Source organism: Streptomyces dryopteridis (assembly GCF_049606955.1).
Taxonomy (GTDB): Bacteria; Actinomycetota; Actinomycetes; order Streptomycetales; family Streptomycetaceae; genus Streptomyces.
This window is the reverse complement of sequence record NZ_CP187113.1, coordinates 4,716,219-4,740,978: the sequence shown is the minus strand read 5'-3', so window position 1 is coordinate 4,740,978 and position 24,760 is coordinate 4,716,219. Positions and strand designations below refer to the sequence as shown.

The 24,760-nt window shown below is 72.9% G+C and carries 21 protein-coding genes; 6 read left to right on the top strand and 15 right to left on the bottom strand.

Features of this window, described 5'->3' with window-relative positions; all coding sequences use genetic code 11:
* Positions 1-18 precede the first annotated feature (18 nt).
* The 5 genes from ACN20G_RS20225 (at position 19) to ACN20G_RS20205 (ending at position 6,473) form a co-directional block, all read left to right on the top strand.
* The gene (locus ACN20G_RS20225; RefSeq protein WP_424214207.1) at positions 19-726 is read left to right on the top strand and encodes a hypothetical protein; all 708 of its coding nucleotides are present in this window, start codon (positions 19-21) and stop codon (positions 724-726) included.
* 73 nt (positions 727-799) lie between these two features.
* Positions 800-1,594, top strand: coding sequence for a DsbA family protein (locus tag ACN20G_RS20220; RefSeq protein WP_424214206.1), 795 nt, complete (start codon positions 800-802; stop codon positions 1,592-1,594).
* Between the two features lie 123 nt (positions 1,595-1,717).
* Positions 1,718-3,388, top strand: a complete 1,671-nt coding sequence (locus ACN20G_RS20215) for an alkaline phosphatase D family protein (protein WP_424214205.1) — start codon at positions 1,718-1,720, stop codon at positions 3,386-3,388.
* Between the two features lie 246 nt (positions 3,389-3,634).
* Positions 3,635-4,624: a zinc metalloprotease gene (locus ACN20G_RS20210; RefSeq protein ID WP_424214204.1), complete on the top strand. Its 990-nt coding sequence runs from the start codon at positions 3,635-3,637 to the stop codon at positions 4,622-4,624.
* Positions 4,625-4,700: 76 nt separating this feature from the next.
* Positions 4,701-6,473 (top strand): serine/threonine-protein kinase, encoded by a 1,773-nt coding sequence (locus tag ACN20G_RS20205; RefSeq protein ID WP_424214203.1) that lies wholly within the window; start codon positions 4,701-4,703, stop codon positions 6,471-6,473.
* A gap of 31 nt (positions 6,474-6,504) precedes the next feature.
* Here the strand turns inward: ACN20G_RS20205 and ACN20G_RS20200 are convergent, their stop codons facing one another.
* The 6 genes from ACN20G_RS20200 to ACN20G_RS20175 form a co-directional block, all read right to left on the bottom strand.
* The gene (locus tag ACN20G_RS20200; protein WP_424214202.1) at positions 6,505-7,077 is read right to left on the bottom strand and encodes a dienelactone hydrolase family protein; all 573 of its coding nucleotides are present in this window, start codon (positions 7,075-7,077) and stop codon (positions 6,505-6,507) included.
* A 35-nt stretch (positions 7,078-7,112) separates the two neighbouring features.
* Positions 7,113-8,699 (bottom strand): Na+/H+ antiporter, encoded by a 1,587-nt coding sequence (locus ACN20G_RS20195; protein WP_424214201.1) that lies wholly within the window; start codon positions 8,697-8,699, stop codon positions 7,113-7,115.
* A 68-nt stretch (positions 8,700-8,767) separates the two neighbouring features.
* On the bottom strand, positions 8,768-9,244 hold the full coding sequence (locus tag ACN20G_RS20190; protein WP_424214200.1) for a GNAT family N-acetyltransferase: 477 nt from the start codon (positions 9,242-9,244) through the stop codon (positions 8,768-8,770).
* Positions 9,241-10,182, bottom strand: a complete 942-nt coding sequence (locus ACN20G_RS20185) for an RluA family pseudouridine synthase (RefSeq protein WP_424214199.1) — start codon at positions 10,180-10,182, stop codon at positions 9,241-9,243. The genes ACN20G_RS20190 and ACN20G_RS20185 overlap by 4 nt, the downstream gene beginning before the upstream one ends.
* A gap of 17 nt (positions 10,183-10,199) precedes the next feature.
* Positions 10,200-10,745, bottom strand: coding sequence for a signal peptidase II (lspA, locus tag ACN20G_RS20180; protein WP_424215602.1), 546 nt, complete (start codon positions 10,743-10,745; stop codon positions 10,200-10,202).
* Positions 10,746-10,884: 139 nt separating this feature from the next.
* Entirely contained in the window at positions 10,885-11,697 is an 813-nt protein-coding gene (locus ACN20G_RS20175) for a TraR/DksA C4-type zinc finger protein (RefSeq protein ID WP_424214198.1), read from the bottom strand.
* 533 nt (positions 11,698-12,230) lie between these two features.
* On the opposite strand from ACN20G_RS20175, the gene ileS reads away from it, so the two are divergent.
* Complete coding sequence (ileS, locus tag ACN20G_RS20170) at positions 12,231-15,392, top strand: isoleucine--tRNA ligase (protein WP_424214197.1); 3,162 nt, start codon at positions 12,231-12,233, stop codon at positions 15,390-15,392.
* Between the two features lie 369 nt (positions 15,393-15,761).
* Here the strand turns inward: ileS and ACN20G_RS20165 are convergent, their stop codons facing one another.
* The 9 genes from ACN20G_RS20165 to ftsW all read right to left on the bottom strand — a co-directional run bounded on the left by ACN20G_RS20165 (position 15,762) and on the right by ftsW (position 24,710).
* The gene (locus tag ACN20G_RS20165; RefSeq protein WP_424214196.1) at positions 15,762-17,042 is read right to left on the bottom strand and encodes a DivIVA domain-containing protein; all 1,281 of its coding nucleotides are present in this window, start codon (positions 17,040-17,042) and stop codon (positions 15,762-15,764) included.
* Positions 17,043-17,118: 76 nt separating this feature from the next.
* Positions 17,119-17,415, bottom strand: a complete 297-nt coding sequence (locus ACN20G_RS20160) for a YggT family protein (RefSeq protein ID WP_424214195.1) — start codon at positions 17,413-17,415, stop codon at positions 17,119-17,121.
* A 39-nt stretch (positions 17,416-17,454) separates the two neighbouring features.
* Positions 17,455-18,063, bottom strand: coding sequence for a cell division protein SepF (locus ACN20G_RS20155; RefSeq protein WP_424214194.1), 609 nt, complete (start codon positions 18,061-18,063; stop codon positions 17,455-17,457).
* 151 nt (positions 18,064-18,214) lie between these two features.
* Positions 18,215-18,937: a YggS family pyridoxal phosphate-dependent enzyme gene (locus ACN20G_RS20150; protein ID WP_424215601.1), complete on the bottom strand. Its 723-nt coding sequence runs from the start codon at positions 18,935-18,937 to the stop codon at positions 18,215-18,217.
* Positions 18,938-18,939: 2 nt separating this feature from the next.
* The gene (pgeF, locus tag ACN20G_RS20145) at positions 18,940-19,674 is read right to left on the bottom strand and encodes a peptidoglycan editing factor PgeF (RefSeq protein WP_424214193.1); all 735 of its coding nucleotides are present in this window, start codon (positions 19,672-19,674) and stop codon (positions 18,940-18,942) included.
* Entirely contained in the window at positions 19,671-20,885 is a 1,215-nt protein-coding gene (gene ftsZ, locus ACN20G_RS20140) for a cell division protein FtsZ (protein ID WP_424214192.1), read from the bottom strand. The genes pgeF and ftsZ overlap by 4 nt, the downstream gene beginning before the upstream one ends.
* A 278-nt stretch (positions 20,886-21,163) precedes the next feature.
* Positions 21,164-21,856 (bottom strand): cell division protein FtsQ/DivIB, encoded by a 693-nt coding sequence (locus ACN20G_RS20135; protein ID WP_424215600.1) that lies wholly within the window; start codon positions 21,854-21,856, stop codon positions 21,164-21,166.
* A 343-nt stretch (positions 21,857-22,199) separates the two neighbouring features.
* Positions 22,200-23,294, bottom strand: coding sequence for an undecaprenyldiphospho-muramoylpentapeptide beta-N-acetylglucosaminyltransferase (gene murG / locus ACN20G_RS20130; RefSeq protein WP_424214191.1), 1,095 nt, complete (start codon positions 23,292-23,294; stop codon positions 22,200-22,202).
* A 6-nt stretch (positions 23,295-23,300) separates the two neighbouring features.
* On the bottom strand, positions 23,301-24,710 hold the full coding sequence (gene ftsW, locus ACN20G_RS20125) for a putative lipid II flippase FtsW (RefSeq protein ID WP_424214190.1): 1,410 nt from the start codon (positions 24,708-24,710) through the stop codon (positions 23,301-23,303).
* Positions 24,711-24,760: the final 50 nt, after the last annotated feature.

The window sequence follows — 24,760 nt, the reverse complement described above, 5'->3', positions numbered from 1 at the left end:
CATGGCACACTCGCGGCGATGGACACTTCGATAGGACTCCGAGGGCCGCGGGCCGCGCTGTTCAGCGCCGTCGTCGTGCTGCTCTCGGCCGGTTCCCATGTCCTGATGTCCCGGACCCCGCTGCCGCCGCTCGCGGTGGGCGGGGCCTTCCTCGCCGTGTTCGCGCTCGCGTACGTGCTGGCCGGGGCGCGCGAGCGGTCCTTCGCCGGGATCGCGGGCACGCTGGTGCCGCTGGAGCTGGCCCTGGACACCGTGTTCACCGCCGGTCGGCACTTCTGTTACGGCCCCGCCGGCGGTCCGGTCTCCGGGCCGCTGCGGGCGCTGGGGCTGGAGGAGCTGTGCGGGGGCGCGCCGCTGGGCGGGCCGCTGGCGGAGGTCGGCGGCCGGTCGGGGGTCGCGTTCTGGGCCCCGGATCCGCTGGTGCCGTGGCTGCTGCTCGGCGCGCACGTCTCGGTGGGGCTGCTGGCCGCGTGGTGGCTGCGGCACGGGGAGCGGGCGCTGGGGCGGCTGGCGGGCGCGGTGTCCGCGTTCGCGTTCCGGCCGCTGGCGCTGGTCGTGGCGGCGGGGGCCCGGGTGCCGGTCGGATCGGTCGGGCGCGGGCCGCGTCCGACGGTCGGGGTGCGCGCGGGACGGACCCGGTTGATCGCGCACTGCGTGGGGCGGCGCGGGCCGCCCCGGGGGGCCGCTTCCGCGTTCCGCCCCGTCACCGTCGTCGGCCTCGGCTGAGCCCTCCGCTCGCCGGGGGCCGTGCCGCGGGACGGGTCCACTCCTCGTCATCACCCCACGGAGAAGAATCATCATGAGTTCCCGCAACAGCCAGTCGAACAAGGCCGCCGCCCGCGAGCGGCTGCGGATCGAGCGCGAGGCGCAGGCGAAGAAGGCGAAGGTCCGCCGGCAGCTCGTCGTGGGCGGCATCGTCCTGGGCGCGCTGGTCCTGGCGGGCGGCGTGGGCTACGCCGTCGTGCAGGCCACGAAGCCCTCGGCCTGGGAGGCGGCGGAGAGCGCCGAGCTGGTGAAGCCGGCGAACTCCTCGGGCGAGAACGGCACCACGGTCGTGATCGGCAAGGCCGAGGCGAAGAAGACCCTGGAGCTGTACGAGGACTCGCGTTGCCCGGCGTGCGCGCAGTTCGAGCAGGCGGTGGGCAAGCAGGTCGAGAAGGACGTGGCCGACGGCCGGTACAAGATCCGGTACGTGGGCGCGACGTTCCTGGACAAGGCGCTCGGCGGCGAGGGCTCCAAGAACGCGCTGAGCGCGCTGGGCGCGGCGCTGAACGTGAGCCCGGATGCCTTCATCGCGTACAAGGAGGCCCTGTACAGCAAGGACAACCACCCCGACGAGCGCACGGACACCTTCGCGAAGGACGACGCGCTGTTGAAGATCGCCGATCAGGTGCCGGCGCTGAAGGGGAACGCGAAGTTCGCGGACGCCGTGAAGAAGGGCACCTTCGACCGGTGGGCGCTGGAGATGTCGAAGTCCTTCGACAAGGCGGGCATCGAGGGCACGCCGACGTTGAAGATGGACGGCAAGAAGATCGAGACCCCGCAGTCGCTGGACGAGTTCAACAAGGCGCTGGACACGGCGCTGAAGGGTTGACCGGGCCGCGTCCGCGCGGGCGCTGACGGTGGCACAGAGGGCGGACGGACTCCGGGAGTTCGTCCGCCCTTCGCCGTTCCGGGGGTGTTCCCGTCACCGTACCCGTCGGTAATATCGGGGTCCGTGACCAGTCGAATCCCCGCGAACGCCGCCGCCCCGCGCCGCCGTTCCGTCATGTTGGCCGCCGCCACAGGCGCCGCCCTCCTGCCCCTCGCCGCCCCGGCCGTCGCCCGCGCCGACGCGCCCTCCCGCCCCGCCTTCCTCCACGGGGTCGCCTCCGGCGATCCGCTGCCGGACGGGGTCCTGCTGTGGACCCGCGTGACCCCCTCCCCCGACGCGACCCCCGGTTCGGGCCGGGGCGCGGAGGTCGTGGTGGGCTGGGAGATCGCGGAGGACAAGGGGTTCACGCGGGTGGTGGGCCGGGGGTCGGTGACGGCGGGCGCCGGCTCCGACCACACGGTGAAGGCGGACGTGCGGGGGCTGCGGCCGCGCACCCCGTACTGGTACCGCTTCAGCGCGTCGGCGGGCGAGGGCGCCGAGCCGGTGTTCTCCGCGACCGGGCGGACCCTGACCGCGCCGGCCGCCGGAACCTCCCCCGACAACCTGCGGTTCGGGGTGGTGAGCTGCGCGAACTGGGAGGCGGGCTGGTTCTCCGCCTACCGGCACCTGGCGGCCCGCCCCGACCTGGACGCGGTGCTGCACCTGGGCGACTACATCTACGAGTACGCGGCCGGGGTGTACCCGGAGAAGAAGTACGGGGTGCGCGCCCACCTGCCCGCGCACGAGATCACCACCCTGGCCGACTACCGGCTGCGGCACGGCACGTACAAGACGGACCCCGACCTGGCGGCGCTGCACGCGGCGCACCCGGTGATAGCGATCTGGGACGACCACGAGTTCGCGAACGACGCCTGGTCGGGCGGGGCCGAGAACCACACCCCGGGGGTCGAGGGGGACTGGGCGGAGCGGGCGGCGGCGGCCAAGCGCGCCTACTTCGAGTGGATGCCGGTGCGGCCCGCGACCGAGGGCACGGTGCACCGCCGGCTGCGCTTCGGCGACCTGGCCGACCTGCACCTGCTGGACCTGCGCTCCTTCCGTTCCCAGCAGGTCACGACGGGCTCGGGCGCGGTGGACGACCCGGAGCGGACCATCACGGGTCGGGCCCAGTTGGACTGGTTGAAGGCGGGGTTGTCGGCCTCGGGGGCGCGCTGGCAGTTGGTGGGGACCTCGGTGATGATCTCGCCGGTGGCCTTCGGGGCCCTGCCCGCGCACCTGTTGGCGCCGCTCACGAAGCTGTTGGGGCTGCCGGCGGGCGGGATCACGATCGGCACCGACCAGTGGGACGGCTACACCGACGACCGGCGCGAACTGCTGGCGCACCTGGTCGACGGCGGGATCCGCAACCCGGTGTTCCTGACCGGCGACATCCACATGGCCTGGGCGACGGAGGTGCCGGTGACGGCGGCGACGTACCCGCTGTCGCGTTCGGCCGGCGTGGAGTTCGTGGTGACCTCGGTGACCTCCGACAACATCGACGACATCCTGCACGTGCCGGCGGACACGGTCTCCCTGGCCGCCGAGACCGCGATCAAGGCGGCCAACCGGCACGTGAAGTGGCTGGACATGGACGCGCACGGGTACGGGGTGCTGGACGTGACGGCCGAGCGGGCGCAGATGGACTACCACGTGGTCGCGGACAAGCGGAAGGCGGACAGCGGGTCGACGTGGGAGCGCTCGTACCGGACGACGGACGGTTCGCGGAAGGTGGAGCGGGTCTGGGCGCCGGTGCGCTGACCGGCTCGGGGGTCGGCGGGCCGGAGTTCGCTCCTCCATATGGGTGAGTGAGTTCCGGTCATGCTGATCCACAGTCAAATCTGCTGCACCCGGGGGCGTTCGAGCGCGTTTCGAGCGCCCCTGCGCGCGTAGAGGCAACAAATCTTTTACTTGTACGCCTTGACCCCACGATGTCATGCACACGTAAGCTTCCGGCCAGCGTGAGGAATCACCCTCCGCCCCCACCACGCTGTCCGAGGAGTCACCGTGCGCGCTTCCGCCCGCATATCCCCCCGCCTCCGCCGTTCCCTCATGGGGTCCGCCGCCCTCGCCGGCGCCCTCGTGCTGGCCCCGATGAGCGCCCCCACCACGCTCGCGGCGTCGCCGAGCACCCCGGCCGAGCGATGTGCCGAGACTGCCCCCGCCTCCGGCGCGGCAAACGCCCGCGTCGCCCGGGGCACCGAGCAGCACGCCTCGGACCCGAACGAGCTGACCGAGGCCCAGGTCAAGGCCATGGACGCCGATCTGAAGGCCAAGCAGAAGGCCGCCCAGGGCCAGGCCCGCAGCCTGCGCGCGGCCGAGGCCGTCGTGACCATCCCCGTCTACGTCCACGTCATCCACTCCGGGACCACCGGCAAGCTGACGGCGACCGACATCAGCAAGCAGATCTCCGTCCTCAACGCCGCGTACGCGGGCCAGGGCACCGGCAACGTCAACTCCGGCTTCCAGTTCAGCCTCGCCGGCACCGACTACACCGACAACGCGACCTGGTACAACCTCAAGGACGGCAGCGCCGCCGAGAAGAACATGAAGAACACCCTGCGCAAGGGCGGCAAGAACGCGCTGAACCTCTACACCGCCAACCTCTCCGGCGGCCTCCTCGGCTGGGCCACCTTCCCCAGCTCCTACGCCTCCCAGCCCAAGATGGACGGCGTCGTCGTCCTCAACACCTCGCTGCCGGGCGGCTCGGCCACCAACTACAACCAGGGCGACACCGGCACCCACGAGGTCGGCCACTGGCTCGGGCTCTACCACACCTTCCAGGGCGGCTGCTCGGGCAGCGGCGACTCCGTGGCCGACACCCCGGCCGAGGCCAGCGCCGCCTACGAGTGCCCCACCGGCCGTGACACCTGCACCGCCGCCGGCGTCGACCCCGTGCACAACTTCATGGACTACACCTACGACTCCTGCATGTACCAGTTCACCGCCGGCCAGGTCAGCCGCATGAAGAGCATGTGGACCGCCTACCGCGCCTGATCCCCGCCCGCCCCGCTCCCGGGGCATCCGCGCCGAACCGCTCCCCCGGCGACCGCCCGAGCCCTACCCTGGGCCCATGGGCGCGCCGGGGGACGTGATCGACGGACGGTTCGAGCTGCTGGAGCGGCTCGGCAGCGGGGGCATGGGCACGGTCTGGCGGGCGCTGGACCGTGCCCTGCACCGGGACGTGGCCCTCAAGGAGGTCCGTCCCCCCGGCCACGCCGCCGACGCCGGGGCCGCCCTCGAACGGCTCCGCCCGCGCGTGCTGCGCGAGGCCCGCGCGCAGGCCCGGGTCAACCACCCGAACGTCGTGACGATCCACCACATCGTGGACACCGGCCCGCACCCCTGGCTCGTGATGGAGCTGCTGCCCGGCGGCTCCCTGCACCAACGCCTCGACCAAGGGCCCGTGCGGCCCGCCGAGGCCGCCCGGATCGGCCGTCAGGTCCTCGCCGGCCTGAGCGCCGCCCACGCCGTCGGCATCCGGCACCGCGACGTGAAACCCGCCAACGTGCTCTTCCGCGCCGACGGCACCGCCGTCCTCACCGACTTCGGGATCGCGGCCCTGCGCGACGCGACCTCCCTGACGGCCACCGGCGAGCTGATCGGCACCCCCGAGTACCTCGCCCCCGAACGCATCCGCGGCGCCGACCTGCCGGCCTCCGACCTGTGGTCCCTGGGGATCCTGCTGTACGTGTGCGTCGAGGGCACCAGCCCGCTGCGCCGGGCCACGACCCTGGCCACCCTGGCCGCCGTCCTCGACGAACCCCTGCCGCCCGCGACCCGCGCCGGCGCCCTGGCCCCCGTCCTGGACGCCCTGCTGGTCCGCGACCCCGACGCCCGGCCGGACGCCGCCGCCCTCGACGCGCTGCTGGCCCCCCTCGCCCCGCACCTGAGCGAGGGCGACACCCCGAGCCCCACCCCACCGCCGCCCACCGCTCTCGACGCGGGCGCGGGCGCCGCCGGCCGGCTCGGGCCCGCGCCCCGACTGCCGGCCGAACCCGCGCCGCGCACCCCGAACCCCGTCCCCGGGCCGCCCACTCCCCCGCCGCCCGCGCCGACCCCCACGACCCCGCGCACCCCGACCCCGGCGGCCCCGATCTCTCATGGGGTCGAGGGCCTGGCCACCATCAGCCCCTACGGCCCGCCCGTCGCGAACCCGGGCGCCGACACCGCCAGCGACCGCGCCGAAAGCCGAACGCGCCCGCGCGTGAGCCCGCTCGCGGCCGTCACCGTGGTCCTCGCCCTGTGCCTCGCGGCCCTCGCCACGTACACGATCCTGCGCGAGGGCGGGGACGGTGACCCGGGCGCTAAGGGCCCCGGCACCGGCACGGTCACCAGCCCGGCCCCGGTCGGCGGCGGCGCCCCCGCCACGACCCCGCCCACCACCCCCGCCCCGGGGACGCCGGCCCCCGAGCCCGCCGCGAGCACCCCGAGGCCCACCCCCACCCCGAGCGGCCCCCTCGACGAGGACTCGGGCGCGGACTCCGGCGGGGACTCGGTGGGCGACCCGGCCCCCGGCGGGGGCTTCTGGATGGCCCAACTCGCCTCCGAACCCAAATCGGCCGGCGCCGCCAACCGCGACGCCGCCCTCGCCCGGATCCGCGCGAGCGTCCCCGAGGCCCAGGTCCTCGACAGCTCCGCGCACGCCTCCCTCAACCCCGGCTACTGGGTGCTGTACGCCCCCGGCCCCTTCGCCGACGGCCGGGCCGCCCTGCGGTTCTGCGCCGAACGCGGCCGGACCGACGCGAACTCCTGCCTCGGCCGCTGGCTCTCGGACTCCCGCGCCGACTACGGCTACCAGTGCGCCCCGCCCGCCGCGAACCCCTCGGGCCGCTGCCGCCGCTGAGCCCCGCCCGGCCCGCCCGGCCCGCCCGGCCTCAGGCGATGTCGGCGAGAAAGTCCAAGGCGATCCGCCACGTGGCCTCCGCGGCCTCCGCGTCGAAGTCCGGCAGGTCCGCGTCCGTGTACAGGTGGCCCGCGCCCGCGTACCGGTGGACCTCCACGTCCGCCCCCGCCTTGCGCATCCCCAGGTACCAGGTGTTCAGCCAGTCGTGGTTCTCGAACGGGTCCGGGTCGGCGATGTGCAGCTGCACCGGCAGCTCGTCCACCACCGCGTCCTCGGCGATGTCCGCCGTGCCGTGCAACAGCAGCAGCCCGCGCGCCTTCGCGTCGGCCAGGGCCAGGTGCTGGGCGACGGAACCGCCGAAGGACAGCCCGGCGTAGACCAGGCCCTCGTCCGACCACCGGGCCGCGGCCGTGATCGCCCGCCGCAGCAGCTCGTCCCGCCCGATCTCGTCCCGGTGGGCCATGCCCTCCTGAAGGTCCGTGAAGACCCGGCCCTCGAACAGGTCCGGCACGTGCACGGTGTGCCCGGCGGCCCGCAGCCGGTCGGCGGCGGTGTGCACGGCGGGCCGCAGCCCGTAGGTGGAGTGGAAGAGCACGATGTTCATCAGAACATCTTGCCGGCCCCTGCCCCGGCCGCCGGTCACGGCAGGCTGCGCACGTCCAGCCGGCGCAGCACCCGGTCCACGATCTCCGGGTCCGCGCCCGGTTCGCTGCGCGCCGACAGCACCTCGTGCCGGGCCGCCGACATCATCTCCTTCTGGATCCGCTGCACCGAGCGGATCCGCTCCACCCGCCGCGCGTACGCCTCGCGCCGCTCCTCGTCGACCAGCTCCGGACTGACCCGCGCACCCACGTCCCAGGCCCGCCGCTGCAACATCTCCAGCAGCTCCTCCGGCAGCTCCTCGACCTCCTCGATCTCCTTGAGCCGCCGCTTGGCCGCCTTCGCCGCCCGCATCGCCAGCTCCCGCTCCAGCCGCCGCTCCTCGTCCGCGTCCGCCCGCACCCCCAGCCGGCGCACCAGCCACGGCAGGCTCAGGCCCTGCACCACCAGCGTGGTCATGATCACGGCGAAGGCGATGAACACGATCTCGTCCCGCGCGGGGAACGCCGAGCCGTCGTCCGTGGTCAGCGGCAGGGCCAGGGCCAGGGCCACCGAGGCCACCCCGCGCATCCCCGACCACCACATGACCACCGACTCCCGCCAGCTCATCGGGATCTCCTCCTCGTGGTCGCGCCGCCGGTGCAGCTTCTTCGCCAACCACGCCGCCGGCAGCAGCCACAGCAACCGCACCCCGACCACGACGCCCACCACGATCGCCGCCCAGCCCACCATCTCGCCCACCCGGTCCCGCGCGGTGCCGAACACGTGGTGCAGCTCCAGGCCGATCAGGCCGAAGGCCACGCCCGTGACCAGGGTGTCCACGACCTCCCAGAAGGTGTGCCCGGCCAACCGCCCCAGCACGTCGTCCGCGTCCCCCGCGTGCTCCGCCAGGAACAGGGCCGTCACCAGCACCGCCAACACCCCGGAGCCGGAGAACTCCTCGGCCAGCACGTAGCTCACGAAGGGCACCAGCAGGGTCAGGCCGATCCGCAGCGTGGCCTCCTGCACCAGCCCCATCAGCTTGTGCGTGGCCCAGCCCAGCGCCAGGCCCACGGCCAGGGCCACCACGGCGGAGAGCGCGAACTCGCCCAGCGCGCCCGTCCACGTGAAGCTGCCGCCGATGGCCGCCGCCACCGCCACGTGGTAGACCACGATCGCGGTCACGTCGTTGAAGAGCCCCTCGCCCTCCAGGATCGACACCAGCCGGCGCGGCAGCCCCAGCGAACCGGCCACCGCCGTCGCCGCCACCGGGTCCGGCGGGGCCACCAGGGCGCCCAGCGCGATCGCGGCGGCCAGCGGCAGCCCGGGCACCACGGCGTGCGCGACCGCGCCCACCGCCGCCGTCGTGATCAGCACCAGGGCCACGGCCAGCAGCAGGATGGGCCGGATGTTCGCGGCGAACTGTCGCCAGGAGGTGCGTTGCACGGAGGCGTACAGCAGTGGCGGCAGCACCAGCGGCAGGATGAACTCCGGCGGGATGTCCACGTTGGGGACCGCCGGCACCAGCGCCAGCACCACCCCGGCCAGGGTCATCAGCACGGGGGCCGGCAGCCCGAGCCGGTCCCCCAGGGGGACCGTCACGACGGCGCCGAGCAACAACAGGAAGAGGAGTGCGAGCTGATCCACTCGCCCTACCTTGCCACCTGTGCACCCCCGTGCCCCTTTTGAGGCGGGGTGCGTCGGTGTGGGGGTTCTTACACCAGGGCGCGGCGCATCGCCCGGTGCGGGATCCCCGCGTCCGGGAACTCGGGGCCGTGCGCCCGGTAGCCGAGCCGCTCGTAGAAGCCCAGCGCGTGGGTCTGCGCGTGCAGGTCCACGGCCTCCAGCCCGATCCGGGCCGCCTCGGCCTCCACCGCCCGCACCAGATGGGCCCCGACCCCGGTGCCGCGGGCCGCGCCGGTCACGGCCAGCCGGCCCAGCGAACCCACCGTCGGACCGGCGCCCGTACGGGGCTCGGCGGCCCGGCCGTGCAGCAGCCGGGCGGTGCCCAGCGGGCTGCCGTCGGCGGCGCGGGCCAGGAAGTGGGTGGCCACGGCGTCCAGCTCGTCGTACTCCAGCTCCGCCGGGACGCCCTGCTCGATCACGAACACCGCCTCGCGGACCTCCATGCAGGCCGCGAGGTCGGCCGCGTCCCGCACGACCCCGACCCCGGGGCCCGCCGCGCCGGTCATTCGCTCTCGGAGCGGATCACGTCCAGGGCGCGCCGCAGGTCCTCGGGGTACTCGCTGGAGAACTCCACCCACTCCCCGTCGGCCGGGTGCTCGAAGCCCAGCCGGACGGCGTGCAGCCACTGGCGGGTCAGCTTCAGGCGCTTGGCGAGGGTCGGGTCGGCCCCGTAGGTGAGGTCGCCGACGCACGGGTGCCGGTGGGCCGACATGTGCACGCGGATCTGGTGCGTGCGGCCGGTCTCCAGCTTCACGTCGAGCAGGGAGGCCGCGCGGAACGCCTCGATCAGGTCGTAGTGGGTGACGGAGTCCTTGCCGTCCTGCACCACGGCCCACTTGTAGTCGGCGCTGGGGTGCCGGCCGATGGGCGCGTCGATGGTGCCGCTCATCGGGTCCGGGTGGCCCTGCACGAGGGTGTGGTAGCGCTTGTCCACGATCCGCTCGCGGAACTGCTGCTTGAGGTGGGTGTAGGCGCGCTCGGACTTGGCCACGACCATCAGGCCGGAGGTGCCCACGTCCAGGCGGTGCACGATGCCCTGGCGCTCGGCCGCGCCGGAGGTGGAGATCCGGTAGCCGGCCGCGGCGAGGCCGCCGATCACGGTGGTGCCGGTCCAGCCGGGGCTGGGGTGGGCCGCGACCCCCACCGGCTTCATGATCACGACGATGTCGTCGTCGTCGTGGACGATCTCCATGCCCTCGACGGGCTCGGCGACGATCTCGACGGGGCGCGGGGGCGCCGGCATCTCGACCTCCATCCAGGCTCCGCCGTGGACGCGGTCGGACTTCCCGACGACGCTGCCGTCGACCGAGACCTTCCCACCGGCGGCCAGCTCGGCGGCCTTGGTGCGGGAGAACCCGAACATTCGGGAAATGGCGGCGTCGACGCGCTCGCCTTCGAGGCCGTCGGGAACGGGCAGGGTGCGGATCTCGGGAATGGTGCTCACCCGTCGAGTATGCCTTGTCAGTCCTTGTGGACGGTGCCGTCGGGGTCCAGACCCCGGAACGACAGCAGCACGATCAGGATGCCGCCGCACACGATCGCGGAGTCCGCGAGGTTGAAGACGGCGAAGTGCGCGGGGGCGATGAAGTCGACCACGGCGCCCTGGAACACGCCCGGGGAACGGAAGATCCGGTCGGTGAGGTTGCCCAGCGCGCCGCCGAGCAGCAGGCCCAGCGCGATGGCCCAGGGCAGGCTGTAGAGCTTGCGGGCCAGGCGCACGATGGCCACGATCACGCCGGCCGCGATCACCGTGAAGATGATCGTGAACGCCTCGCCGAAGCCGAACGCGGCCCCCGGGTTGCGGATCGCGTCGAACTTGAGCAGGTCGCCGATGATCTCGATGGGCGGCTGGTGCTCCAGCTTCGCCACCACCAGCATCTTGCTGCCGAGGTCGAGCAGGTAGGCGATCACGGCGACCACCAGCAGGGCCGTGATCCGGCGCCGCCCCTTGTCCTGGGGGGCCGCGGTCGGCGCCTCCTCGGGCTGCTCGGGCTGCGTCCCGTCGATGATGCGCTCCGCGTCTGTCACGTGAGTCCTTCGAACCGGCCTGATCGGGTTGTCTCGCCAGGCTCCCCTGACCTTCCCCGAAGGGTACGACAGGGGAGCCCGGACGGGGCGGCGCGGCCGGCGGTCGCGGCGCGGTCGATCAGTGGCGGCGTTCCTCGCGCTGTTTGCACTCCACGCACAGGGTGGCCCGGGAGAATGCCTGCATCCTGGCCTTGCCGATGGGCTTGCCGCAGCTCTCGCACAGCCCGTAGGTGCCCGCGTCCAGGCGTTCCAGGGCGCGTTCGGTCTGCTCCAGCATCTCGCGGGCGTTGGCGGCCAGGGCCAGCTCGTGCTCGCGGGTGATGTTCTTGTTGCCGGTGTCGGCCTCGTCGTCGCCGGCGCCCGCGCCGTCGCGCATCAGGCCGGTGATGGACTCCTCGGCGTGGGCGATCTCCGCGCCCAGCCGCAGCACCTCGCTCTGGAGCTCGGCGCGGGCCTCGGAGGTCTCCTCCGGGGTCCACGGGTCCTCGCCGGGGCGGACGGCCAGGGCCCCGTCCGGTCCCGGTCGGGCTCCCGGCACTCCGACGCCCTCGGTGGCGACCACGCTCTTCTCGGCACCCACAGTCCCGACTCCCGTCCCGGCGGACCCGGTGTCCGCCGTGTCCCGCCCCGGGGCGGTCCGGTCCGCCCCGGGGGTGTTGCCGGCGCCGTCCGCGTGCGCGGCGCTCTTCTTCACGGCGGTCTTCTTGGCGGTGGTCTTCTCGGCCACGGTTTTCTTGGCGGTGGTCTTCTCGGCCACGGTTTTCTTGGCCGCGCTCTTCTTCGCGGCGGGCTCGGCGGCGGGCGCCTTCTTCGCGGCGGCCTTCTTCGCGACGGTCTTCTTCGCCGGGGTCGCGCGCGGCGCGGCGGGCGCCTGCGCGGGCCCGCCGTCCGGCGTCCCGGGCGGTGCCTTCTCGGTCCTCTTCGCCACCATGGCCGCGGCCTTTCGCCGAGCGTGATCTCGCACGCTGATCGTGGTGGGACGATAAATCGACTCATCGCCCTCGGCAACGGGGCGCGCCCGAGACGCGCCGCGCGCCCCGTCACCCGGTACCCGTGTGCCCAGCTCAGGGCCCGAGGCGCGGCCGGGGCCCGGGGCGGGGCCGAACGGGGTGCCGCGCGCGCCCCGACCCGCCGGGCGAAAACCCGGTCGGCCGCGCGGGGCGGGGGCCCTTACACTGACAGCGGCGAAAGGCATCGATGGGGCCGAGTAGCGTCGGACGCAGTCAGGAGCGACCCGGGGGCGGTGTGAGCCCGGGGGCGAGCGCGACGTGAAGCATCACCCCGGAGCCGCCGGAAGAACCCCCGACCCCCGTGTCGGGCCAGTAGAACCGGCTCGCACCCCAATGAGGGGGTCGTCGGCACGCGCCGTCGGCCAAGGAGGGTGGTACCGCGGGAGCCGCGCACGTCGGGCGCTCTCGTCCCTCCGGACGGAGAGATCGCACCCGCCGGAGGAAGACGCCCCCGATGAGCACGCAGCCGAACGAGCCGCAGTCGCAGTACCGCCCGGTCCCCGCCCAGGTCGACCTGCCCGCCCTGGAACACGCGGTGCTGGAGTTCTGGCAGGAGCACAAGACCTTCGCCAAGACCCTGGAGCAGTCCGAGGGCCGCCCCGAGTGGGTCTTCTACGAGGGCCCGCCCACCGCGAACGGCATGCCGGGGGCGCACCACATCGAGGCCCGCGTCTTCAAGGACGTCTTCCCCCGCTTCCGCACCATGCGCGGCTACCACGTGGCCCGCAAGGCCGGCTGGGACTGTCACGGCCTGCCGGTGGAGCTGGCGGTGGAGAAGGAGCTGGGCTTCAACGGCAAGCAGGACATCGAGGCGTACGGCATCGCCGAGTTCAACGCCAAGTGCCGCGAGTCCGTGACCCGCCACACCGACGCCTTCGCCGAGCTGACCACCCGCATGGGCTACTGGGTGGACCTGGACGACGCGTACCGCACGATGGACCCCGAGTACGTGGAGTCCGTCTGGTGGTCGCTGAAGACGATCTTCGACAAGGGCCTGCTGACCCAGGACCACCGGGTCGCCCCCTGGTGCCCGCGCTGCGGCACCGGCCTGTCCGACCACGAGCTGGCGCAGGGCTACGAGACGGTCGTGGATCCCTCGGTGTACGTGCGCTTCCCGCTGACCTCGGGCCCGCTCGCGGGCGAGGCGGCGCTGCTGGTGTGGACGACCACCCCGTGGACCCTGGTCTCGAACACGGCCGTGGCCGCGCACCCGGACGTCACCTACGTGGTGGCCACCGACGGCGACGAGAAGCTGGTGGTGGCCGAGCCTCTGCTGGCCAAGGCCCTCGGCGAGGGCTGGGAGGCCACCGGGGTCTCGTTCACCGGCAAGGAGATGGAGCGCTGGACCTACCGGCGCCCCTTCGAGCTGATCGAGTTCCCCGAGGCCGCGCACTACGTGGTGAACGCGGAGTACGTGACCACCGAGGACGGCACCGGTCTGGTGCACCAGTCCCCCGCGTTCGGCGCCGACGACCTCGCGGTCTGCCGCGCGTACGGCCTGCCCGTGGTCAACCCGATCCGGCCCGACGGCACCTTCGAGGAGGGGGTCCCGCTCGTGGGCGGGGTCTTCTTCAAGAAGGCCGACGAGACCCTGACCGCCGACCTCGACGCGCGCGGCCTGCTGTTCCGGCACATCGCGTACGAGCACAGCTACCCGCACTGCTGGCGCTGCCACACCGCGCTGCTCTACTACGCGCAGCCCTCGTGGTACATCCGCACCACCGCCGTCAAGGACGCGATGCTGCGCGAGAACGAGCGCACCAACTGGTTCCCGGACTCGGTGAAGCAGGGCCGCTTCGGCGACTGGCTCAACAACAACATCGACTGGGCCCTCTCCCGCAACCGCTACTGGGGCACCCCGCTGCCGATCTGGCGCTGCGAGGAGAACCACCTCACCTGCGTGGGCTCGCGGGCCGAGCTCTCCGAGCTGACCGGCACGGACCTGTCGGGGCTGGACCCGCACCGCCCGTACATCGACGACGTGACCTTCGGCTGCACCGCCGAGGGCTGCTCGCTGACGGCGACCCGCGTGCCCGAGGTCATCGACGCCTGGTACGACTCGGGCTCGATGCCGTTCGCGCAGTACGGCTACCCGTACAAGAACAAGGAGCTGTTCGAGAGCCGGTACCCGGCGCAGTTCATCTCCGAGGCCATCGACCAGACCCGCGGCTGGTTCTACACGCTGATGGCGGTCGGCACCCTGGTGTTCGACAAGTCCAGCTACGAGAACGTGGTCTGCCTGGGGCACATCCTGGCCGAGGACGGCCGCAAGATGTCCAAGCACCTGGGCAACATCCTCCAGCCCATCCCGCTGATGGACCAGCACGGCGCGGACGCGGTGCGCTGGTTCATGGCGGCCGGCGGTTCCCCGTGGGCGGCCCGCCGGGTCGGGCACGGCACGATCCAGGAGGTGGTCCGCAAGACGCTGCTGACCTACTGGAACACGGTCGCCTTCCAGGCCCTGTACGCCCGCACCGCCGGTTGGGCGCCGAGCGCCTCGGACCCGGCGCCGGCCGACCGCACGGTGCTGGACCGCTGGCTGCTGTCGGAGCTGAACACCCTGGTGGCGGGGGTGACGGACGCGATGGAGGCGTACGACACCCAGCGCGCCGGCAAGCTCATGTCGGCCTTCGTCGACGACCTGTCGAACTGGTACGTGCGGCGTTCGCGGCGCCGGTTCTGGCAGGGGGACGCGGCGGCGCTGCGGACCCTGCACGAGGTCGTGGAGACCGTCACCCGGCTGCTGGCCCCGCTCACCCCGTTCATCACCGAGCGGGTGTGGCAGGACATGGTCGCCCCGGTCACCCCGGAGGCCCCGGAGTCGGTACACCTGGCGAGCTGGCCGACGGTGGACGCGGACGCGATCGACCCGGTGCTGGCCGAGCGGATGCTGCTGGTCCGCCGACTGGTGGAGCTGGGCCGCGCGACCCGCGCCGAGTCCGGCGTGAAAACCCGTCAGCCGCTGTCGCGCGCGCTGGTCGCGGCCACCGGTTTCGCGGAGCTCTCGGAGGACCTGCGGGCGCAGATCACCGAGGAGCTGAACGTGACCTCGCTGGCCTCGCTGTCGGAGGTGGGCGGCTCGCTGGTGGACACCACCGCGAAGGCCAACTTCCGGGCGCTGGGCAAGCGGTTCGGCAAGGGCGTGCAGGACGTGGCGAAGGCGGTGGCGGCGGCGGACGCGGCGGCCCTGTCGGCGGCGCTGAAGGCGGGCACGGCCGAGCTGGAGGTGAACGGCGAGGTCATCGCGCTCTCCCCGGAGGAGGTCATCGTCACCGAGACCCCGCGCGAGGGCTGGTCGGTGGCCTCGGAGCAGGGCGCCACGGTGGCCCTGGACCTGGAGATCACCCCGGAGCTGCGGCTGGCGGGTCTGGCCCGTGACGCGATCCGCCTGATCCAGGAGGCCCGCAAGAACTCGGGCCTGGACGTGGCCGACCGGATCGCGCTGCGCTGGAGCGCGGCGGGCGAGGAGGTCACCACCGCGCTGACCGACCACGCGACGCTGATCGCGGACGAGGTGCTGGCCACCGACTGGGCGGCCGGCGAGGCGGACGCGTCCTTCGGCGAGCCCTTCACCGACGAGGCCCTGGGCCTGACCTTCCGCCTGCGCAAGGTCTGATCCCCCGGCACCACCCGACGGCCCGGCCGTCCCGCTCCGGCGGGGCGACCGGGCCGTCGCCGTTCCCGGGGGCCCGCCAGAGACCCCGAACCGGATCACTCACCGCACACCCGCGCAGACGGCACAGGCAGCACAGGCAGCACAGAACGCCCACAACGGCTGATACCGGCTCACTTCGCACCTCCGCACCACCCCTGATCCCCCGCCGGCCCACCGCCGAAACGAGGTCGGACGGCGACCCGATCGGGGCCGGTGGTCCCCGCCGCGCACCGCGTCCCGGCACGGTCGGGCACACGAGAACGGGCCGGGCCCGGGTTCCGTGGGGAACCCGGGCCCGGCCCGGAAGGTCTCGCGGTGCGAGGGGGAGGACTAGTTGTCGTCCTCGTCGATGAGGAAGCCGCGCATCGGGGACGGCGCCTGCTGCATCGGCTGCGGCGGGGCCGGTCGGACCGGGGACATCGGCTGGCTCATCGCGGGGGTCATCTGCTGCTGACCGCCGTAGGAGGGGGCGCCGCCCATCGGGGAGGACGAGCCCATGCCCATCGCGCCGGCCGGGGCCATCGACGGCGCCGGCGACGGCGGCAGCGAGGCGGTGGCCGGGGTGCGCGGCGGGGCGAGGGAGTCGTCGGCCTGGGTCTCCAACTGGCGCAGCTGGGACTCCAGGTAGGACTTCAGACGCGTGCGGTACTCGCGCTCGAAGCCGCGCAGGTCCTCGACCTTGCGCTCCAGCGTGGCGCGGGCGGACTCCAGGGAGCCCATCGCGACGCGGTGCTTCTCCTGCGCGTCCCGCTCCAGCGCGTCGGCCTTGGCGCGGGCGTCGCGCTCCAGGCCCTCGGCGCGGCTGCGGGCCTCGCCGACGATCTTGTTGGCCTCGGAACGGGCCTCGGCGATCGCCTGGTCGGCGGTCTGCTGGGCCAGCGACAGGACGCGCGCGGCGCTGTCGCCGCCGGGGCCCTGACCGGGCTGCGGGAGCTGCGGCGGCATCTGCTGCTGCATCTGCGGGGGCATCTGCTGCTGCATCTGGGGCGGCATCTGCTGGCCCATCTGCTGCATCTGCTGCTGCTGGCCCATCTGCTGCTGCATCTGCTGCTGTTGCTGCATCTGCTGCTGCATCTGCGGGGGCATGCCCTGCTGCTGCATCTGCTGCGGGGGCATCCCCTGCGGCGGCATCTGCTGGCCGAGCTGGTTCTGCCCGCCCATGGACTGCTGGTGCATGGGGTGCTGCTGCTGCGGCATCTGCTGCTGGCCGCCCATGGTGCCGGGGCCCTGGGGGCCGCCCTGCGGACCCTGGGGACCGTGCCCGCCGGGACCCGGCGGAAGCTGGGGGGCGCCGCTCGGAAGCTGCGGCGGGCCCATCTGCGGGGGCTGCTGCTGCATCGGCGGGCCGGATATGGCGGCCGGGACCGGGGCGCCGGGGCCTCGCTGGTCCTGCGGCTCGGGCTTGCGCATGTTCTGCTGCTGCTGGTTCTGCGCCGCGGCACGGGTGGCCGCCGCCAGCTTGGCGCGCAGGTCCTCGTTCTCGCGGAGCAGTCGGGTCAACTCACCCTCGACCTCGTCGAGAAAGGCATCGACCTCGTCCTCGTCGTAGCCTTCTCGGAGACGGACGGTCGTGAACTGCTTGTTCCGCACGTCCTCGGGGGTCAACGGCATGTCTTCTTCACCTCTACGTAGTCGTCGGCTGTCGGCAAGACCCGGGCCATCCCCGCGGATCCGTTGAGTTCATCGTTCACACGCCGCTCGCGAATTTGCTCACGACGCTGATAAGGATGTAAACGATGATCATCAGTACGAAGAAGGACAGGTCGAGCGCCACGCCCCCGAGACGCAACGGCGGAATCATCCGCCGCAGAAGCTTCAGCGGTGGATCGGTGACAGTGTAAGTGGCCTCCAGGACCACCACCATCGCCTTGCCGGGTTCCCATGAACGTGCGAACTGGAAGACATAGTCCATGACCAGTCGGAAGATCAGCACGATGAGGAAGCACATCAGAGCGATGTAGACGACCTGTAGTGCGACACCCATCTTCGTGCTTCCCTCTCCCCGTGTTCTCGCCTGTCCGGTCTAGCTCTGGTTGAAGAACCCGCCCTCCGCGATGCGGGCCTTGTCCTCCGCCGTGACATCGACGTTAGCAGGCGACAGCAGGAACACCTTCTGTGTCACGCGTTCGATGCTGCCGTGCAGACCGAAGACCAGACCGGCCGCGAAGTCCACCAGACGCTTGGCGTCGGTGTCGTCCATCTCGGTCAGATTCATGATCACCGGAGTGCCCTCGCGGAAGTGTTCCCCGATGGTACGGGCCTCGTTGTAGGTCCGGGGGTGCAGCGTGGTGATGCGGTACGGCTCCCGCTCGGAGACGACCTTGGGCATGATCACGGGTGCGTTCTTCTCCAGGTTCGGGCGTTCGGGTGTGATGGATGCCACGGGGGCGATTCGGGCGGGTCGTCCGTTTTCGACCGGCAGGGGGATCGGTTCACGAGGCGCCGGCGGCTGGGCGACTCGTACCGGTTCGTCCGATACGGGAGTTTGACGGACCGGCTGCTGCCGGTGTCGTTCCCGATCCGGCTCCGGCTCCGGCTCGAACTCGTCGTCAGGGTCGTACCCGGGATTGTCGTACCGGTCGTCCTCCACGAGGCCGAGGTAGACCGCCATCTTGCGCATCGCGCCGGCCATGCTCTGAGTCCTCCGCTCTGTGGTGGATCGCCCCTCGCGGGAGTGCCGTCGCGACTGTCGAGGTCATCAACTGCCCGCGATCCACGTGGTCTACCCGCCGTGCGGCGGGGATGACCATATTTTCTGCTGTGGTGCGACTTTCTCCGCGACGTTACCCGAGGCGGGGGCGCGCGCCGAGTACCGCAGTGCCGACGCGCACGTGTGTCGCCCCGGCGGCCACGGCGTGTTCCAGATCGGCGCTCATCCCGGCCGAGACCATGGTGGCAGCCGGATGCGCGGCACGGAGGGAAGATGACAATTCCATCAACCTCTCGAAGGCCGCCTGTTCGCGGCCGGCGTACGGACCGGCCAACGGGGCCACCGTCATCAGCCCGTCGAGCCGCAGGCCCTCGGCCGCCTCGATCGCCGCCGCGAGCTCGGGCAGCCGGTCCGGGGCCAGTCCGCCCCGGGCCCCGCGCTCGGCCCCGGCCTCCGCGTCGAGGGCGATCTGGACGAGCGCCCCGATCTCGCGCCCCTCCTTCACGGCCGCCGCCGCCAGCGAGTCCACCAACCGCGCCCGGTCCACCGACTGCACCACATCGGCGTAGCGGACCACCGAGCGGGCCTTGTTCGTCTGGAGCTGGCCGACGAAGTGCCAGCTCAGGCCCAGGTCCGCGCATTCGGCCGCCTTGGGGCCGGCGTCCTGGTCCTTGTTCTCCGCCACGTGGCGCACCCCGAGCTCCGCGAGGAGCCGCACGTCCGAGGCGGGGTGGGTCTTGGTGACCACGATCAGGGTCACCTCCTCGCGCTTCCGACCGGCGCGGGCGCACGCGCCCGCGATCCGCTCCTCGACCCGCTCCAGGTTCGCCGCGAGTTCCGCCCTACGGTCCATCACCATCAGTCCAACCACACGTATCCGGCGAGCCGCCCGGTCCGACGGTCCCGGCGGTACGAGAAGTGATCCCGTGACTCCAGTGTGCAGACCTCGGAAACCCGCCGGCGCGTCACCCCCGCCTTCGCGAGCTGCTCGTGCACGCCGGCGACCACGTCCACGGCCGGGGTGCCCCAGCTCGTCTCGGCCCGGGCCGCCGGGACGACGGCCGCGACCTCCTCGCGCATCTCGGCCGGCACCTCGTAGCAGCGCCCGCACACGGCCGGACCGGTGTGGGCGGTGATCCGGGCAGGGTCGGCGCCGAGCTCGACCATGGCCGCGACCGCGGCCGGCACCACCCCGGCGACCAGGCCGGGCCGGCCGGCGTGCGCCGCGGCGGCCACCCCGGCGACCGGGTCGGCCAGCAGCACGGGGGTGCAGTCGGCGGTGAGCACGGCCAGGGCCAGGCCCCGACGCGCGGTCACCACCGCGTCCACGCACGGGATCTCGGCGCCCTCGCCCCACGGACCCTCGACCACGGCCACGTCCCGGCCGTGCACCTGGTTCATCCACACCACGCGGGCCGGGTCCAACCCCAGCTCGGCGGCGGCCAGACCCCGGTTCGCGAGGACGGCGGCGGGGTCGTCTCCGACCGCGCCGCCGAGGTTGAGCCCTTCGTACGGAACGGCGCTCACTCCGCCCCACCGGTCGGTGAAGGCGAAGTGGGCGCCGTTCGCGTGGTGCCGTTGCCCGATGGTCACTTCAGGAAGTCCGGTACGTCCAGCTCTTCGGCCGGGCTGTCCTGGTAGGGACGCGCGGTCGGGACCTGCGGGGAGAGCGGTGCCGGGGCCGGGGCCTCGGCGATCGGGGCGGGGGCCGGCGCGGGCGCCGGCTCCTCGCGCGGCGGGACCGCGCCGAGGCCGCCGAAGGCCGGACGGGCCGGCTCGGCCTGCCGGTTCGGAGCGGCCGGCTCCTCGCGCTTGGTCGAGGCCGCGCCGATCACGTTGTCCCGGCGCGCCGGCGGCTGCCCGCCGTCGAACCCGGCCGCGATGACCGTGACCCGGACCTCGTCGCCGAGGGCGTCGTCGATGACGGCGCCGAAGATGATGTTCGCCTCGGGGTGGGCGGCCTCGCTGACGAGCTGGGCCGCCTCGTTGATCTCGAACAGGCCGAGGTCGGAGCCGCCGGAGATGGAGAGCAGCACGCCCCGGGCGCCGTCGATGGACGCCTCCAGCAGGGGCGAGGAGATCGCCATCTCGGCCGCGGCCACCGCGCGGTCGTCGCCGCGCGCCGAGCCGATGCCCATCAGGGCGGAGCCGGCCTCGGACATCACGGACTTGACGTCGGCGAAGTCGAGGTTGATCAGACCGGGGGTGGTGATGAGGTCGGTGATGCCCTGCACGCCGGAGAGCAGGACCTGGTCCGCCGACTTGAAGGCGTCCAGGACGCTGACCTGACGGTCCGAGATGGACAGCAGGCGGTCGTTGGGGATGACGATCAGGGTGTCGACCTCTTCGCGGAGCTCCGCGATGCCGTCCTCCGCCTGGTTCGCGCGACGGCGACCCTCGAAGGTGAACGGGCGGGTCACCACACCGATCGTCAGGGCGCCCAAGGAGCGGGCGATGTTGGCTACGACGGGGGCGCCGCCGGTGCCGGTGCCGCCGCCCTCGCCGGCGGTCACGAAGACCATGTCGGCCCCCTTGAGGACCTCCTCGATCTCCTCGCGGTGGTCCTCCGCCGCCTTCCGGCCGACGGCCGGGTTGGCGCCGGCGCCCAGGCCGCGCGTCAGTTCACGACCGACGTCGAGCTTGACGTCGGCGTCGCTCATCAACAGGGCCTGAGCGTCCGTGTTGATGGCGATGAACTCGACGCCCTTGAGACCGACCTCGATCATTCGGTTGATGGCATTGACACCACCGCCGCCGACACCGATGACCTTGATGACTGCGAGGTAGTTCTGCGGTGCTGCCACGTCGAAGGCCTCTCGCCTCGATTACGTGTCGCCGTCCCGCGGGCCTGCGGTGCGGCGACTGATGCCGATTTCCGGGACGGTCCGACCTCGCCGACCCGAACCCTGAACCTTAAGTTTAGGGTGAGGAGTGTGCTGTTACTCGGACTCTTCCGAACAGGACACTAAGTCGACGGGCGGCGCGGGTTCAACGAACACGCCGAACCTCCCGTTTTTCTTTTCACCCTATGTGATCACCCATATCGCCGGCCAACCAGGGTGTGTCGGCCGTCGACCCGCCGTCAACTCCCGGACACCGCAGGGGCGCTGGGAGCGCTCACGTCGAAGTGCCGTGCCTTCGGTGCCGCCTTGAGGACGGCCGTCAACGCTCGGCCTTTCGCCTCACCCTGGTCGGAACTGCCCCAAAGCACCGTCCGTCCCCCGGTCAGGGCCAGCGTGATGGAGTCGTAGGAACGCACCGTCACCTTCCCGGTCCGGGCGGCGACGGGGCCCGGCAGGTCGACGGCGACGCGCACCGCGGCCTCCACCAGACGGTCGTCGTCGAAACGGCGCAGGCTGGGCGAGGAACCGGCCGCGAGGTCGAGTCTGGGGATGCCCTTGGGCGGGGTCTTCACCGTGTCGAATCGCACACCGGAGTGATCGATCTCGACCCAGCCGGCCTTCTCCGCGACCAGCAACACGGGCTTGCGTTCGACGACTTCGACGCCGATGCCGTGCGGCCAGGAACGGGTCACCTCGACGCTGTCGACCCGGGGCAGCCGGTCGCGGACGCGGGCGGCGACCGCGTCGGTGTCCACGGAGGCGAGCGGGACGCCGAGGGGGACCCCGGCGGCGCGGGTCACCGCCTCGGGGGTGAGGACCTCGGTGCCGCCGGCCGTGACCCGTTCCACTCGCAACCAGGTGGAGCCGTACACGGCCCACAGTCCGCCGCCCGCGAGGGCCGTGACGGCGGCGAGTCCGAGCAGGATCCGCAGCCGTCGCGAGGGCCGGCGTTCGCGGGGCGGACGGGGGGCGCGGGGCGGCCGGCCGGAGCCGGACGCGGAGCCGGCGCCGGAGCGGGGGCGCGAGAGGCGCCCCCGGCGCTCGGCCGGGTCCCGGTCGGTCCCCGGGGGCGTGCGGGCGGCACGCGCCTCGGAGGCCCGCGCCGATTCGGGGCGTTCGGCGCCGCGCGCGCGGGCGGACGCGGGTGCGCCCGCTCCCCCGCGCGCGGCTTTGGTCCCGCGCGCCCCGGCGGCCGGACCGGGCTTCCCGGACGTGCCGGATCTCGGTGCTCCCTGGGGGGTCCTGCCTGGTCCGGCCACCTGCGGTCCTCCTGCGTCAGCGGTTCCGACGTGCCGAGACGGCCTCGTACACCATGCGGACGAGCAGGTCGTCCGCGTCCCGGCGGCCGAACTCGGCGGCGGCGCGGGACATCTCGTAGAGCCGGTGCGGATCGGCGAGCACGGGGAGGATGTTCTGGTGCATCCACTCCGGGCTCAGTTCCGCGTCGTCCACGATCAGACCGCCGCCCGCCTTCACCAGCGGCTGCGCGTTGAGCCGCTGTTCGCCGTTGCCGATGGGCAGCGGGACGTAGGCGGCGGGCAGGCCGACGGCGGAGAGCTCGGCGACGGTCATCGCGCCCGCGCGGCACAGCATCATGTCGGCGGCGGCGTACGCGAGGTCCATCCGGTCCACGTACGGTACCGGCACATAGGGGGGCATCCCCGGCATGTTGTCGACACGCGGCAGTTCGTTCTTCGGGCCGACCGCGTGCAGGATCTGGATCCCGGCGCGCTGGAGGGTCGGGGCGACCGCCTGCACCACCTCGTTGAGCTTGCGCGCGCCCTGGGAACCGCCCGACACCAGCAGGGTCGGCAGGTTCTGGTCCAGGCCGAACGCGGCCCGCGCCTCGGGGCGGACGGCGGCCCGGTCCAGGGTCGCGATCGTGCGCCGCAGCGGGATGCCCACGTAGCGGGCGCCGCGCAGCTTGCTGTCGGGGGTGGAGACCGCGACGGCGTGCGCGTAGCGGGAGCCGATCTTGTTGGCCAGGCCCGGGCGGGCGTTGGCCTCGTGCACGATGATCGGCACGCCGAGCCGCTTGGCGGCCAGGTAGCCCGGCAGGGCCACGTAGCCGCCGAAGCCGACCACGCAGTCCGCCTTCGTGCGCTCCAGGATCTGCTCCGCCGCCTTGATCGTGCCGCGCAGCCGTCCGGGGACGGTGATCAGCTCGGGGGTGGGCTTGCGCGGCAGCGGCACGGCCGGGATCAGTCCCAGCTCGTAGCCGCGCTCGGGCACCAGGCGGGTCTCAAGACCGCGTTCCGTGCCGAGGGCGGTGATGCCCACGGTCGGGTCCTGCCTGCGCAGGGCGTCCGCGAGGGCGAGCGCCGGCTCGATGTGGCCGGCGGTCCCCCCACCGGCGAGTACGACATGCACCGAAATTCACCGCTCTCCGGACGGACGCTTCTTCACGCGCCGTCTCATCGACTTCCATCCCAGCCCGGCGCGCTGCCGCCCGGACCTCGGCGCCCGCATGGCGAGCGCCGCTCGTGCCGCGGGCTCCTCACGCGCGAAGGCGATGAGCAGTCCGACGGCGAACATGGTCGGCAGCAGGGCCGACCCGCCGTACGAGAACAGCGGGAGCGGGACCCCGGCGATCGGCAGCAGGCCGAGCACGGCCCCGATGTTGATCACGGCCTGGACCAGGATCCAGGTGGTCACGCCTCCCGCGGCATAGCGTACGAAGGGGTCCTCCGTGCGTCCGGCCACGCGGATACCCGCATAGCCTAGGGCCGCGAACAGGGCCAACACCGACAGCGTCCCCGCCAGACCCAGTTCCTCCCCGGTCACGGCGAAGATGAAATCGGTGTGCGCCTCGGGCAATTGCCCCCATTTTTCCACACTCGCCCCGAGTCCGGAACCGAACCAGCCGCCGGAGGCCAGGGCGTAGATCCCGTGCACGGCCTGGAAGCAGTCGGGTTGTCCCGGGGCGGAGACCCGCACCTCGGTGGCACCCAGGCAGGCCAGGCGGGCCATCCGGTTGGGGCTGCCCCAGATCAGCGCGGTGGCGATCAGGCCCGCGCCGGTGAGCACTCCGACGAACAGCCGGGTGGGGGCGCCGGCCGTCCACAGCAGGCCGAAGAGCAGGGCGGTCAGCACCATCGCGGTGCCCATGTCCCCGCCGAGCATGATCAGTCCCAGCAGCAGGAACGCGACCGGGACCAAGGGCACCAGAAGGTGCTTCCACTGGGTCAGCAGCCCGCGGTCCCCCTTGCGGGCGAGCAGGTCCGCGCCCCACAGGATCAGGGCGAGCTTGCCGAATTCGCTGGGCTGGAGCTGGAAGGCGCCCAGCCGCAGCCAGTTCCGGTTGCCGTTGACCTCCTCGCCGATCCCCGGGACCGCCACGAGGGCCATCAGGAAGACCGTGCCGGCCAGCACCGGGTACGACAGGGCCCGGTGCAGTTTCACCGGCATCCGGGAGGCCACGAGCAGCAGCACCCCGCCGATCACGGCCGCCAGGAACTGCTTGCGGAAGAACCAGGAGGCGGGCAGGCCCAGCCCCAGGGCGCGGATCATGGAGGCCGAGTAGACCATCACCAGCCCGAGCACGATGATCAGCGAGGCGCTGCCGAAGATCAGGTAGTAGGCCGTCAGCGGCCGGTCCCAGGCCCTGCGCCCGCGCTCGCGCAGTCGGCGCGCGCTCGCGATCGGGCCGCGGCCGCCCGGCGGCCGGAGCCGCCCGCGGACGGCGGGTCGCGGCGCGCGAGCCGGTCCCGGGGGTTTCGCGGCGCCGCCCTTCGCCCCGGAGCCGCCCGACGGGCGGCGTCCCGGCAGCAGTCGTCCAGCCGGCATCTGTGGTCATCCCCTCCACTCGAACCGGCGCGCGAGCGGGAGCGCGGGTC

What these genes read in the sequence shown, in the direction of transcription:
- ACN20G_RS20225 (WP_424214207.1), top strand. Translation starts at nt 19, where the DNA reads ATGGACACTTCGATAGGACTCCGAGGGCCGCGGGCCGCGCTGTTCAGC.
- ACN20G_RS20220 (WP_424214206.1), top strand. Translation starts at nt 800, where the DNA reads ATGAGTTCCCGCAACAGCCAGTCGAACAAGGCCGCCGCCCGCGAGCGG.
- ACN20G_RS20205 (WP_424214203.1), top strand. Translation starts at nt 4,701, where the DNA reads ATGGGCGCGCCGGGGGACGTGATCGACGGACGGTTCGAGCTGCTGGAG.
- ACN20G_RS20200 (WP_424214202.1), bottom strand. Translation starts at nt 7,077, where the DNA reads ATGAACATCGTGCTCTTCCACTCCACCTACGGGCTGCGGCCCGCCGTG.
- ACN20G_RS20190 (WP_424214200.1), bottom strand. Translation starts at nt 9,244, where the DNA reads ATGACCGGCGCGGCGGGCCCCGGGGTCGGGGTCGTGCGGGACGCGGCC.
- ACN20G_RS20175 (WP_424214198.1), bottom strand. Translation starts at nt 11,697, where the DNA reads ATGGTGGCGAAGAGGACCGAGAAGGCACCGCCCGGGACGCCGGACGGC.
- ileS (WP_424214197.1), top strand. Translation starts at nt 12,231, where the DNA reads ATGAGCACGCAGCCGAACGAGCCGCAGTCGCAGTACCGCCCGGTCCCC.
- ACN20G_RS20165 (WP_424214196.1), bottom strand. Translation starts at nt 17,042, where the DNA reads ATGCCGTTGACCCCCGAGGACGTGCGGAACAAGCAGTTCACGACCGTC.
- ACN20G_RS20160 (WP_424214195.1), bottom strand. Translation starts at nt 17,415, where the DNA reads ATGGGTGTCGCACTACAGGTCGTCTACATCGCTCTGATGTGCTTCCTC.
- ACN20G_RS20155 (WP_424214194.1), bottom strand. Translation starts at nt 18,063, where the DNA reads ATGGCCGGCGCGATGCGCAAGATGGCGGTCTACCTCGGCCTCGTGGAG.
- ftsW (WP_424214190.1), bottom strand. Translation starts at nt 24,710, where the DNA reads ATGCCGGCTGGACGACTGCTGCCGGGACGCCGCCCGTCGGGCGGCTCC.